General features: G+C 65.6%; 9 protein-coding genes. All 9 read right to left on the bottom strand.

All coding sequences use genetic code 11. From position 1 onward, the window contains the following. Positions 1 to 90: 90 nt before the first annotated feature. The gene (locus GXY33_09185; GenBank protein NLX05304.1) at positions 91 to 1659 is read right to left on the bottom strand and encodes an oligosaccharide flippase family protein; all 1569 of its coding nucleotides are present in this window, start codon (positions 1657 to 1659) and stop codon (positions 91 to 93) included. Positions 1660 to 1761: 102 nt separating this feature from the next. After that, on the bottom strand, positions 1762 to 2937 hold the full coding sequence (locus GXY33_09180) for a glycosyltransferase family 4 protein (protein ID NLX05303.1): 1176 nt from the start codon (positions 2935 to 2937) through the stop codon (positions 1762 to 1764). Next, positions 2918 to 4126, bottom strand: a complete 1209-nt coding sequence (locus tag GXY33_09175) for a glycosyltransferase (protein NLX05302.1) — start codon at positions 4124 to 4126, stop codon at positions 2918 to 2920. Before GXY33_09175 ends, GXY33_09180 begins: the two co-directional genes overlap by 20 nt. 67 nt (positions 4127 to 4193) lie before the next feature. Continuing rightward, the gene (locus tag GXY33_09170) at positions 4194 to 5096 is read right to left on the bottom strand and encodes a sulfotransferase (GenBank protein NLX05301.1); all 903 of its coding nucleotides are present in this window, start codon (positions 5094 to 5096) and stop codon (positions 4194 to 4196) included. Then, positions 5093 to 6496, bottom strand: a complete 1404-nt coding sequence (locus GXY33_09165) for an O-antigen ligase family protein (GenBank protein ID NLX05300.1) — start codon at positions 6494 to 6496, stop codon at positions 5093 to 5095. The genes GXY33_09170 and GXY33_09165 overlap by 4 nt, the downstream gene beginning before the upstream one ends. A gap of 40 nt (positions 6497 to 6536) precedes the next feature. Continuing rightward, complete coding sequence (locus GXY33_09160; GenBank protein NLX05299.1) at positions 6537 to 7670, bottom strand: hypothetical protein; 1134 nt, start codon at positions 7668 to 7670, stop codon at positions 6537 to 6539. Positions 7671 to 7716: 46 nt separating this feature from the next. Continuing rightward, positions 7717 to 10425, bottom strand: coding sequence for a polysaccharide biosynthesis tyrosine autokinase (locus GXY33_09155; GenBank protein ID NLX05298.1), 2709 nt, complete (start codon positions 10423 to 10425; stop codon positions 7717 to 7719). Between the two features lie 122 nt (positions 10426 to 10547). Continuing rightward, on the bottom strand, positions 10548 to 11318 hold the full coding sequence (locus GXY33_09150) for a WecB/TagA/CpsF family glycosyltransferase (GenBank protein ID NLX05297.1): 771 nt from the start codon (positions 11316 to 11318) through the stop codon (positions 10548 to 10550). 29 nt (positions 11319 to 11347) lie between these two features. Beyond that, a complete protein-coding gene (locus GXY33_09145; GenBank protein NLX05296.1) occupies positions 11348 to 12850 on the bottom strand; it encodes an undecaprenyl/decaprenyl-phosphate alpha-N-acetylglucosaminyl 1-phosphate transferase in 1503 nt (500 codons plus the stop codon). Positions 12851 to 12875 lie beyond the last annotated feature (25 nt).

Raw genomic sequence — 12875 nt, 5'->3', positions numbered from 1 at the left:
CCGGACCTCCCCGCGTAGAAGGCCCCATACCCGATCTGGCTGCCAACGCAGCCCGCCGCCGCCTCCCCCACGGCAGGAACGGCAGCGCGGCTATATTTTAGCAGAAGAGACGGAGCGTTTAAAGATGGAAAACACCTTGGCCGCGACGGCCTGCATATCGGCCCGGTCTTCCGGCTGGAATGCAAAGGCGATGGTGACGGCCATGTAGAAGAGGAACCCGAGGCCGGTGCACAGGCCGAGGCTTGCCCAGGTATCCGGTTGAAAGATGTAACGGAGAATGAACCAGACGGGCAGGGACGCCAGGGCCGGCATCATGCCGGGCCAGTAGGTGCGGCGAAGCCAGCTTCGCAGGTCGACCCCGGCCAGCTTGAATCCCAAGGGCCAGTTGAGGATCGGATCCCCGATGGTCAGGACCAGGAAGGTGGCGAGGCCGGAGCCGACGGCGCCCATGCCGCGGACGCCGACCAGATAGAAGGTCAGGCCCAGATTCACCAGGTGCATGACGAGCAGGCGCAGCGACCAGCCGCGGAGCTGGCCGCGGGCGTGGGCCACTTCGGACATCATGAGATTGCCGAACTGGACCGGAAAGAGCATCAGGAGCAGGAGCATGACCGTGCCGGCCACACGGTATTCGGAGCCGACATAGAGGGTAAACAGCTCGAAGCGGTAGACGATCAGCGGCGCAACCATGCACATCGAGACCCAGAGGGCCAGTCGTCCGCCCCGCAGGTAGGCGTTGCGGAGCCGCTTGTTGCTGCCGATGGCATGCATGGCGGTGATGGCCGGCTGAAGCGGGTGCCGGACGATGCCGGCGCCTTCCTTGATCTGGCGAAGCGGGATGGAGCCGAGATGGAAGACGACCACATCGAAGGGCATGGCCAGCTTGTTGAGGATGATTGGATCAGCGGCCGAACGGATCATGTCGGCCACGCCCATCACGAAGTTCCACGCGCCAAACCCGGTGACCTGCCGGGCGGCCGACCATCGGATGTCGTGGAAGGAAAACCGCAGGGCGGGAACGAGCCGGCGGGAGACGGCGAGGCGGACGAAGAGGCGGACCAGTTGAGCGGTGACCTCGGCCACCACCACCCAGATGATCCGTGGGCTGACGCCCAGGAGGAGCACCAGCAGCAGGGCCAGGCGAAAGAGTTCGGCGACGACGTCGATGCTATTCCAGATCACGAACTTCTGCCGGATGTACATGCCGACGCTGAACGGAGCCGCGGGCAGCCGGGCGGCCAGGGAGAGCACCAGCAGGGCCATCATGATTCGGGCGTCCCAGAGCCGTTCGGGAGGGATGCTCAGGACACGATCGACATACCAGGCGAAGGTGCAGCCGCCGGTCAGCAGCACGAGGCCCGCGGCCAGGAGCAGAGGGAACATGGTCGAGACGATCTGGCGGACCCGGTCTTCGTCGCCGCGGGCGTAGGCCTCGACGGTGTAGCGTCCCAGGCCGCTGGTCAGGATCATGGTCAACAGCGGAGCGAAGGCGATGACCGAGATCAGGACCGGATAGAGGCTGTATTCGGCATCGCTGATGTGCGCCAGCAGGTACTGGTTCATCCAGACCAGAACCGAGACATTCAGAATTCGGGCCCCCAGCGAGCTGGCCGAGTTGATGGCGGTGAGGCGTTTGCTGATTTCGACGCGTTCTTTCATTGCGGTTCCGGTTCTGCAGGCCCGTGACGAGGACGGGCACCAGGATGTCAGCGGCTCCGGTCATGGTCGTTCGTGGCCTCGACCTTCGGAGGGTGCCGACGGTCAGCCGTCGCTCCCGAGGCCGAGGGCCTCCCGGATGGCGGTCCACATTCGACGCTGGGTCAGGTCCCAGGTGAAGCGGGATTCGGCCAGCGTGCGGCCCTGCCGTCCCATTTGGCGGCAGCGTTCGGGATTCGCCAGCAGTTGGTCCAGCCGCGCCGCGAGCATATCGACATCCAGAGGTTCTACACCAAAGCCGGTCTGTCCGTCAATGATGTAGTCGGGAGTGGGACCGCGGCAGGTGCCGACGACGGGCAGGCCGTGGTGCATGGCCTCCAGATAGACCATTCCCATCGCTTCGCGGTGGGTCGGCATGCAAAAGATCGCCGCCCTGGCGTAAAACTCGGGAACAGCGGCAGGAGGCACCCGCCCGACGATTCGGACGGCCGGGTGGTCGACGTCTGGACGACAGCCGACGACGGTCAGGGTGGCGTCCGGATGGCGCGGATACAACTTGAGGAAGGCCTTGACGAGCTCCGGACCGCCCTTGGTCTCCCAGGCGATCCCCACGAAAAGGATGTTCTTGTTCTCGAACCGCTTCGGGTCGGGATGGGGATGAATGGAAACATTGGGGCCGCCTCCGACACAGACGGCTTTGTCGGCGGGCAGGCTGTAGTCCTTGACGAGAACGGATTGGGCGTGGGTGCTCATCGTGAAGACGCGGACGGCCCGCTCGAGGTACTGTTTTTCGAACGGGATGCACTCGGCCCAGTAGTCGACCCGTTCCTGTCCGATGGTGAAATAGCGGTTGCCCAGGACCGGCTGATCGGTGTAGACGAAGACCGGCCCGTGGGCGGGAGGGATGGGCGTCATCGTGCCGATGGAGACGACGAAGTGCGAAGGGTTCCGGCGGTAGAGCGGGAGGACGGAGCTTTCCATGCGGCGCATGAACCATTCGGAGTTTTTGACCGCGTCCATCAGACGGCCCTTGCCCTTGACCAGTACGCGAGGTCCGCCGCGCAACAGGGCGACGGGCAGAGCCCGAAGCTTGAAGGCCGGCCCGCCGAGAACCGTCTCGGTGTCGATGGCCGTCACGTCGGCCTCGGGGAGATTCTGCCGCCAGGCCCGGATGAGGCTTTCGGTGGAGCCGGAGAAGCGTCCGCGATGCAGGAACAGGACGCGCAGGTCGCGGCCGGTCCGCAGGTCGACGCCGGAGAAATCATCGCTGGGTAGAGACATGGTTTTCCACCTTTCGAACGACGTTAGCAATGTGTTCGGCGATCAGGCCTCGGTTGTAGAGGGCGGCGACCTGGCGGTGACCGGCCTCGGCGAGATCCCGCCGCTTCGATTCGTCGGCGAGCAGTTCGAGACAGGCGTCGGCGAACGCTTGCGGCCGGTCGGCCAGAAGAAGATGGCGCCGGTGTTCCAGGTCGAGACCCTCGTTTCCGACGGTCGTGCTGACGACGGGAGTCTTGCGGGCCAGCGACTCGAGAATCTTGAGGCGTGTGACACCCGCGATTCGCAGGGGCACGACGGAAATCGCGGCCTCGGCGACGCAGGATCCAATGTCTGGAACGGCGCCGAGCACGTGCACGTCGCGGCCGTTGTGGAGCTCGCGCAAAGCCGATGAGGGATTGTGGCCGACGATCCGGACGTGGGCGCTGGAGTTCCGGCTGCGAATCCGGGGCAGGATGGAACGAATGAAGAACCAGGCGGCATCGTCGTTCGGGCGATAGTCCATCGAGCCGACGAAGACCATGCGGCCGGGAACGCCAGGGGCAAACTCGACGGGGTCGGGAACCTCGACGGTATTGGGCACCACCGCCACCTTTTCCGGTCGGTTGAGGTAGCGGCGGTCGTCCTCGCTGCAGACCACGACACAGCCGAAGCGGTCCAGCGTTTCCAGTTCGGCCCGCCGCCACGCCCGGGCCTCGACCGTTGCCCGCAGCTTCCTGAACAGCGAGGTGTACACGGCGCGGGCCCGGAGTACTTTGCAGTGCTCCAGGTCATCGAGGTCCAGAACGGCGGCGGGCCCGCCGGGATGGCCCAGCGTCAGAGCGGTCCTGAGTTTGGCGATCCAGACCAGATCGTACGGGGTCTTCAACGCTTCCCGGATCTCCGGAAGCAGCGGGGTGGAGGCGATCTTCTTCTGATCGAGCGGATCGCCGCCCAGCTCGCAGAGCAGTTGGCCCAGCCGCGAACGGGCTCGGACGTTCGACGCGTTGGACTGGTCCGGACGGGGCTGAACGAACACGCGGCGGCAAAGGGAGGCGATCGGCGGCGGAATTGGGCGCGGCGCCCAAGGCAGGACAAGCAGATCGACGTCTCCGCATTGCGAGAGGCCCAGGAGATTCTGGTATTGCCGCTGACGGACCCCGGAATCGGCAGGCCAGGGATAGTCGGCGACGATGTAACAGATTCGTCGCACGGCCCGTTCTGTGGCGGCTGAAGCGGCGGTCAATCGGAACCCCCCTGTCCGAATGGAAGCGGTTGTTCTACCTGTAACCATAGCGATGGTTAAGGCCGCCCGCGATGGCGTCAAATCGGCGAAGGTCCTCCTCGGTGAGCATGGTCCGCCACTTCTCGTCCAGAGTGATCTCGGCGGTCGAGCCCAGGCGCATGGCGTTGCCCAGGATATGCTGCTGGACGGAGCGGAAGTCGCAGGCGGGGGCGGATTCGAGGTCCAGAAAACGGAAGATCCGGTCGAGCGTGTCGCCCGGAGCCCGGCAAAGATCCTCGTAATGGACCTTGAGAACTGAACCGGACGGCCGGGTGCGGAGGATGCGTTCGCACTCGAGATGGGTCCTGCGCCACTCGACGGCCGCCTTGTCCATGCCACAGTTGTAGTGCCGCATGTAGGAGTTGCTGACTCCGCGACCGTCGCGGATCAGGTACAGGACGCGGATATTCCATTGTGGAATGGTCAGGAGCCACTTGAGCCGGATGGGATCCTTGGACCCGTCAAGGAAGATCCGGGCGTCCTGGGCCTCGCAGACGACCTCGGCCAAGACGCGGTTCTTTTCGAGGATCTGTCGCAGGGCTCTGCGCGGTCCGGGCGCGACGGCCAGGGCCAGGCCCCGAAGGGATTCGGCGAACGGACCGCGGATTCCGGCGCGGAGCAGCCGATCGCCGAACGAGCCGGCCTCTCCGCGGATGTCGGTGCCGAAATCGGCCAGATCGAACGGCACGTGGCGGCGGTCCAGCTCCTCGGCGATGCGGGTCCAGAACCCGCACTGGCGGATGTTCTGTCCGCAGGAGCAGAGGTACTGGTCGATATCGCCCATCGAGGTGGCCTTCAACTCACCGATCGTCCCGATCGCCGGGTGGGTCCCGAGCAGGAAGGTCAGCAACGTGGAGCCGGAGTAGCTCGGCGAGAGGATGTATAGAATGTCGTTCACTGGATTCCCCCTGAATAGACGGCGGCGGTCGCAGACGCCGCCGCGGCGGTCCGGGCGCGGGCACGGCGGGCGGCGACCGAGAAACGGGCCGGATAGAGCCGGGCCATGACAGCCACCGGACAGATCAGCGAGAGCATGCTCTCCTTGGGATAGAAAAAGCTCGAAGCCAGGCCGAGAATGGCCACGTTGACGATGGCGACGAACGCCATGCCGCCGACGATGGCGAACAGCGGATCGTCGCGGACGCAGAACAGGCGGTAGCCCATCCAGGCGGTCGAGATAATCAGTCCGAGCACGACGGCCAAGCCGACAATGCCGTGGTCAACCATGATTTCAAGATACGAGTTGTGCGGATGGCCGGTGAAGCGGCCTTCGTTCTGGCTGATGCCGAAAAAGGCGTCGGAGCGGGCGGTTCCGCCCAGGCCGTAACCGATGATCGGCGATTTGGCGATCGCGTCGATGGCGGGCCCCCAGATGTTCTGCGTGCGCCCGGTCGTGACCGCGTTGAGGTTCACCTCCTCCTGCCGGGCCGCCTCGCCGGAGACAGCCAGGTCGAACCGTTCGCCGAGCTGGGGAAATACCACCAGCATCAGCACGGCGCCGGCCGGAAACGCCAGGAGCAGCCACCGCCAGCGGAGCACGCCGAGGATCCCGGCCAGGCCGATGTTGGCCAGATAGGCAGCCAGCGAGTGGCAACCGATCACGCACGGCAGGATGATCACAGCCATGGCGGCTGCGCCCCTGCGCCACCGTCCCCGCACCGCGTAGGCGACGACGATGCTGGACCAGAAGGCCATGGTGACCAATCCGGCCAGATCATTGGCGTGCAGACCGATGAGCTTGTCGAAACGGCGTTTGGCGTCCTCGTAGGTGCCGGTGAAGACGTCGGGCCCCATCGTCTTGTACATCATCAGGGCGTGGAGCAGGCCGAAGAGCAGGATGGTTCCGATGCAGATGGCGGCCCGCTTCCGGGTCCGGCAGCCGTCGTACATCATCACCCCGACCAGGATGTACTTGAGGGGGTTGAACAGGAGGTCAAAGAGCATGTGCACGGTGTCCGGAAAGACGCCGCGCTGAATGATGGTCTGGCGGTCGACGAAAGCCCGCCCGAAACCGACCGTGATCAGCAGGACATAGCCAATCAGGAACAGCAGGAAGTAGTTGGGAGGTTTGGGAAGCGGATCGCGCTGCCGATGCACGATCCACGCCAGGATGACTGCGGCGAGCACGGCGTTCCAGGGGTTCAGGCCGGGAATGCCAAAAAGCCGTTCCGGCATATCGTGGTGCTGCGAGAAGGTGGTCAGCAGCACCAGCCCGCAGAGGGAGATGAGCCAGTCCTTCCAGGCGTAGGCGACCAGGAGGGCGACGACGACGTACAGAATCGCAACGCGAATCGACATGATTGAATGCGGTCGTTAGGGAAAAGTTCTCCGGGTCTGGTCAGATGGTCCGGCCGGGCGGCCAGGCGTGCAGGATCCAGCCCATGTGATAGGGCCGGCTTTCGTAATCGATCCGGATCGGCGGAAACAGCAGGTCGGGCGCGGGCAGACGCAGGCGGGGGTGCATCCGACTTAAGCCGGCTTGAGCCGCGCGGACAAGTCGGCCAGGCTCGCGCCGGGCGACCTTTCGCCAGATCACGGCGGCCCGCTCGTCGATCAGGGACTCGGCCATCTCGGCCGGCGCGGTCAACCACTGGAGGCTGCGTCGGATGGCCGGACGAAAATCCTCGCCGCTGACCGCTGCGCACGCGAAGAGGGCCATCGGGGCCATCGCGTCCTGGTGGACGGCGTAGACCGGGTAGCGTTCCACGACGCGGCCGGTCCGCACGTCGTAGTGCCACCACCACTGTCCGGCCGGGCCCTGAAGCTCGCCCATCCGTTTGGCGCAGGCCGTCGCGGTCTCCAGGGCCGCTTTGTCGCCGGAGAAACGGTGGAAATGGGAGAGGGCCTGGATCGGGTAGACCAGATCGGCAAAGCAGCTCACGTGCCCGCGCAGCCCCGAGGCGTGCGAACCGACGGGCCGGTGAGGGAACAGGTTCGACCGGTGATTGAAAGACGCGACCAAGCGATCGGCCACCGCGCGGGCCAGGCCCGCATCGGTCGGCGCATGGCCTTCGAATGCAAGGGCCGTCAGCGACCACGCCAGTTCGACCGTCGGCACGTCGGCCCGGGCGGGATCCAAAGCCCGCAGACGACTCAGCACGCGGCCCGCTCCGTCATGGCCAAGGGCCCGGATCGCCCAGAGCGTCAGGGCGACTTCGCCGAGGTCCCGCATCGAGTCGAGGCGATCGACCAGGCGATCGCCGACGATGTCAGGACTCAGGCCGCTCAGGACGCAGCCGGCGGTCTGCGCACTCTCGCTCGCCAGTCCGATCAGGACGGTGGCGGTGTAGCGGATGCTCTCGCCCTCGAGCGCCGGATCGCCGGAAGTCCGCCGCAGCCGAAACGCATGAAGCCCCCGGTCCGGGCGGAACATCCGGGCCAGGGCGTCCAGGGCGATCCGGCGCAGACGCTCGACCGTCTGATCGGCCTGGGTCTGTCCGGACGCGGAGCCCACGGTGGCGGTTTCCGACATCAGCGATCCCCCGAAAGCGGGTGCGTCGTCGCCGTTTCCGGCGGCGTTATTTGTCCGAAGCGTGGTAGTAATAGTAGCTGTTGTAGGCCCCGCCGTACCCGGCACGGCGCTGGGCTCCGATGTAGACGGTGCCGATGAGTTTGCCGCCCGCGGTGGTCAGACAGGCGAGGGCGTCGACGATGTCGCTTCTCTGGCAGTGCCCTTCGCGAACGACCATGATCGTCCCGTCGACCATGCGGGAGAGAATGCGCGCGTCGGCCACCGGCAGGACGGGCGAGCTGTCCAACAGGACGATGTCGTACTGGCGGCGCCAGCGCTCGAGGCACGAGGAGAAGGCGCCGTCAGCCAGCAGTTCCGGGTCCGCCTGGTCGCCGTTGCCGCAGGCTCCGGCGGTCAGGACACTGAACCGGGCGGTGTCGGTCTGGCGGATGGCCTCCTGGTCGGAGGCTCGCGAGGTCAGTACCGCAGCCAGACCCGGCGCGTGGTCGATTCCCATGCGGCTGGAGACGCTGGGGTTGCGCATGTCCACGTCGACCAAGAGAACCTTCCGGCCGCAGTGGGCCAGGCTCCGGCCGAGCATGACGGCGACCGTGGTCTTGCCGGCTCCGGCGTCGGCGCTGGTGATCTGGACCACGCTGCCTTTGCGTCCGCCCATCCGCTGGAGCAGCGCCGTGCGGACCATCCGAATATACTCGCTCTGCATGGGATCGTCGGTGAGGTTGCGGCCCTTGGCGTTGCGGACCAGAGGCAGTTGCCCCAGGAACGGGCCCTGCACGGCGTGCTGCACGTCGTTCACCTCCTGAATGGTGGGACTGACGTTGGCCCGGACGTAGGTCAGCACCAACCCCACACCCAATCCGGCCAGGAGAGCCATGCCGGTGAAGACGAGGCGGCGATCCTGGGAAGGTTTGGTCGGCGGCTCAGCCTTGGCCATCAGTTCGATCGAGCCGGGCACGTTGCGTTCCATGTCCTTCTGGTCGAGGCGGCGGCGCACGTCGTCGAAGATCTGCCGCCGGTGCGTAATCAGTTCGTTCTCCTTGGCCAGCAATTGGGCGCTGCTGAAGGCCCGGTCGAACTGGTCGCGTTCTTGGTCGAGACTCTTGAGGAGAATCTGCTCCTGGTACTTGAGCAGGCTGATCCGGCGGTCCAGCGAATGCAGGTCTCCGGCGACGCGGACACCGACCTGGGCGGGCGAAGGCCCCTGTTCGGTCGGCAGCACCGGCTGTTCATCCAGCTGGCGCTGGCGTTCGTCAAGCCGCTCCTGACTGAACTTGATCTGCTCGTTGAGGGCGACGATCCGGGGATGCGACTCGCCGAACTGCTGCAGGGCCAGTTCCTTTTCGTGTCGGGCCGTTTTGAGGGCCAGGTCCAACTGGCGCCATTCGTTGTCGTAGACGTAGCGGAGCCGGTCGGCCTCCTCGAGCGTCTGCTCTTCCGGCGTTCCATCCCGCTGCTCGATCAGGCCGGCCAGTTCGCCTTTCTGCCATTGGGCGATATCCAGTTCGCGGTGCAGCGCCTCGAGTTGGGCCTGCATCTCGTCGAGGCGGACCCGGCGCTTGGAGATCAGCTCATCCGGCGTGCCGGTGCCGAGCTTCTTGCGCAGCTCGGCGGCGAGACGTTCGTGGTTCTCAATTTCCTTGCCGAGCGCGTCGTACTGCTCGGTGAGCCGCCGATACATCATGTCCTCGGTGCGGCTGGAGCTTTCGTGGCTGACGGCCAGGTAATTGTCAATCACGGCGTTGACGATGACCGCGGCGTCCGCGGGGTTCCTGGTGGACATGACCAGGTCGAGATTCTCGCTGCCGCGTCCGGTCTGCACCATCAGTTCCTCGCGCAGGCGTTCCATGTGCGAGATGGGATGGCGTCCGACGAGGGTCACCGCGGGCGTGCGGTACCATTCGGTCGCCCGGACCTTCGGGTCGTCCAGCACCCGCTGGAGCACGGCCGGCCCCTTCATCACCTGCACCTGGTGGTTCTTATAGGAGTCGTAGAAGGGCACGGCCCCGCTGTCCTCGGTCTTGTAGACCAGGTACGGCACGATCGGCCGGACGTGAATGATTCCGCGGGCCCGGTACTCGGGCCGAACCAGCAGCCAGACCGCGGTGACGGCGGGAATCGCCACCAGGAGAGACGCGAGCACCATCGTCCATTTGTAGCGCAGCATCCGGCCGAGGCGGAGATGGCCGATCGGACTTTCCTCCTCCGCGGCCAGCGGGCCCAGGCCGTTGGCGTCTTCCGATCCGCGGACGGGGCCCATCAGGTCCGACGCGACGGCCAGTCCGGCCGGCCCCGCGCTTCGCGGAGGCGGAATTCGCCGTACCGGCAGCCGCAGGGCCGACGTCTCATCCGGCGAAGGCATGCCGTAGTCGGTCTCGTCCAGACCGCGCGGCGACTCGGAACCGAACTCGTCGGCGTAAACGGTTTCCCGCACCACCGGATCGGACGCCCCGGTCTGGTCGTGGAACACGATCTGGATCGAGGCGGCGCAGACCACGTCGCCCTCGTTGAGCACGTGGGACTTGATCGCCCGACCCTGGTAGAAGGTCCTGTTCCGGGATCGCAGGTCGCGCACGACCCACCGGCCGTCACGGGTGCGTTTGAACTTCACGTGCCGCCGCGAGATCACCGTCTCATCGACCCGGATGTCGGCCTCTTCGCCGCGGCCCATGATCAGGGCCTCAGCGTCCAGGGCGAATCGCTCGATCTCGCCGCTGGAGCGGTGCACTTCAATAAACACGCGTGCGTCTTGAGTCATCTCGGTTTTTCCGTTCGGAAACGATCTGGCTCGACCCATCCGATCCCGTCGCGATCGGACGGCCGCCTGCTCAAAAACATACCATGACGGCGACGGCGCTACAAGGCGCCTCACCGAGGCGATCAGGCCCGCACTTCGCGCGACCGCCCGCCCAGGAGCCTGGCCCGGAACACCCTCAGGGCGAACAGGGGCAGCAGGACCTGGCGGCGCCAGCGTTTGGGTTCCTGGATCAGCCGGTAGAGGAACTCGGTGCCGGTCTTGCGGAAGAAGCGGGGCGCCCGCTTGACCTTGCCGCTGAGTACGTCAAAGGTCCCGCCGACGCCCATGCAGAACGGGACTTCCAACTGCCCCCGGTGCCGGTGAATCCAGTACTCCTGCTTCGGCGAGCCCATGGCTACAAAGAGCAGGTCGGGACGGGCCGCGTTGATCTCCTCAACCACCTCGTCGGAGTTCTCGAAGTACCCGTCGCGCCGGCCGGCGATCTGGATCGTCGGGTGCTTTTCGAGCAGTTTCTCGTAGGCGCTGCGGTTGGAATCCGGCGAAGCCCCCAGCAGGAACACCCGCCAGCCCTTCTCGGCCGCCACGGCGGTCAGCGTCATGAACAGATCGACTCCCGTGCACCGGGCCAGTCGCGCATTTTCGAGGATACGCGCCGCCGCGACGATTCCGACGCCGTCGCAGATGCCCATGTCCGCCCGCCCCAGAAGGTCCAGCAGGTTCGGATCGTGAAGCGCGCGGTAAATCTTCTCCGGGTTGATCGCCACGCAGAAGAGCTTCCGGCGGGTCCGAATCGCCTGCTCGACGCACCAGGCGGCATGCGCGTAGGAGTCGAAAGGAGTGACGTTGACGCCGAGGATGTTAAGAGGTGATGGAAACAGATTGTCCGATGTCATGATCATAGCCCCCCACTGATCTGACGAGTTCAATTGACCGATACCGGAACCGGCGGCCTGGCCTGGACCGTCGCCCGCACCGCTTCATGCGGCAGCACGGCCAGGTTGTGCTGGTCGATCAGCCGCACGAACAGGGCCGCCCGGCGCCCCGCCGACTCCAGTGAACCATTGATGCGAACCGCCACTTCGATCTGAAGCGGCGGGCCCTGGCGCCGGTGACGGACGGGCACGCTCATGTTGACCGTCTCGTGCACGGCGAACTCCCGCTCGCCGGTCCGCCAGACCAGCGTCCGCAGTTTGCCGTCGCGATTCACCACGTTCAGGGCCAGCCAGACAAAGTCCATCTCCGCCGCCGCCGCGCAGGCCGCCTTCCACCATTCGTCGAACGTCCGGGCCTGGCGGATCCGCAATTGGACGTGCTCGAAGCTGCGCTTCTCTTCCTTGGCGTCGCGGGAGATCGCCAGGTTCTTCCTCAGGATCAGGAAGCTCTCGCGGAAATCGACCGCGCCGACGACGCGGAAGATCAGGGCCATGAACAGCACGACCGCCGCAAAGACGACAATCATGCCCTCGTCCCGGATCACCATCATGGCCACTCCCAGGCCGGCGGCGATCACCGTCACCGCGTACATCAGGATCACCGCGTGGCGGTGGTCCAAGCCCATATCGAGCAGGCGGTGATGGATGTGCCCGCGATCGGGGGCGAAGCACGATCGGCGTTCCAGGATCCGCCGCAGCATGCTGAACAGCGTGTCGAAGATTGGGATGCCCAGGGCCAGCATGGGCAGGGCCAGACCGACCACCATCGCCGTCTTGCTCACGCACATGACACTGGTGGTGGCCAGGACGAAGCCCAGGAAGAGGCTGCCGCAATCGCCCATGAACACCTTGGCGGGATTGAAGTTGAAGAAGAGAAACCCGGTGATGCTGCCGAGAAGGGCGATCATGAGGATGCCCATCACGACCTGTCCGGTGTGGAAGGCGAAGACGGCGATGACGCCGCAGGCGATGGCCGAGATGCCCGCGGCCAACCCGTCCAGGCCGTCGATGAGGTTCACCGCGTTGGTGATCCCCACGATCCAGAACACGGTGATCGGCCAGGAGAGCAGTCCAAAATGAACGACCATGTCCTGGCTAATGTCGATCTCTTCAATGCGAACGCCGAAGGCACAGACCAGCAGGGCCGCCCCGATCTGGAACGCCAGCTTGGCCCGGGCGGGCAGGTTTCGCACGTCGTCGATCAAGCCGGAGACAAAGATCAGAATACTCGCGACGATCAGACCCACCAGTTGGGTGCGGATGCCGCGGACGGCTTCGCCCACCCCGTTGTCCAGGGCCAGGATCAGGCCGGTGGTGGTGAGCATGGCGAAGACGATGGCCACGCCGCCGATGCGGGGGGTGACCGCCGCATGCACCTTGCGCACGTTCGGAGCGTCCACGATTCCCATCCGCTGACCGATGCGGATGACCACCGGAGTGGCCAGCAGGGCCAGCAGGGCCGAGGCGAAATACACCATAATGTACGTTGTCACTTGCCCTCCCCCTGGCGTCGGGCCT

This window comes from Phycisphaerae bacterium (assembly GCA_012729815.1).
Lineage (GTDB): Bacteria > Planctomycetota > Phycisphaerae > JAAYCJ01 > JAAYCJ01 > JAAYCJ01.
The sequence above is the reverse complement of the archived record's forward strand: the minus strand, read 5'-3'. Positions and strand labels throughout refer to the sequence as shown.

Excerpts from the sequence above, each read along its gene's own strand:
- GXY33_09185 (NLX05304.1), bottom strand. The coding sequence starts at position 1,659 with ATGAAAGAACGCGTCGAAATCAGCAAACGCCTCACCGCCATCAACTCG.
- GXY33_09180 (NLX05303.1), bottom strand. The coding sequence starts at position 2,937 with ATGTCTCTACCCAGCGATGATTTCTCCGGCGTCGACCTGCGGACCGGC.
- GXY33_09165 (NLX05300.1), bottom strand. The coding sequence starts at position 6,496 with ATGTCGATTCGCGTTGCGATTCTGTACGTCGTCGTCGCCCTCCTGGTC.
- GXY33_09160 (NLX05299.1), bottom strand. The coding sequence starts at position 7,670 with ATGTCGGAAACCGCCACCGTGGGCTCCGCGTCCGGACAGACCCAGGCC.
- GXY33_09155 (NLX05298.1), bottom strand. The coding sequence starts at position 10,425 with ATGACTCAAGACGCACGCGTGTTTATTGAAGTGCACCGCTCCAGCGGC.
- GXY33_09150 (NLX05297.1), bottom strand. The coding sequence starts at position 11,318 with ATGACATCGGACAATCTGTTTCCATCACCTCTTAACATCCTCGGCGTC.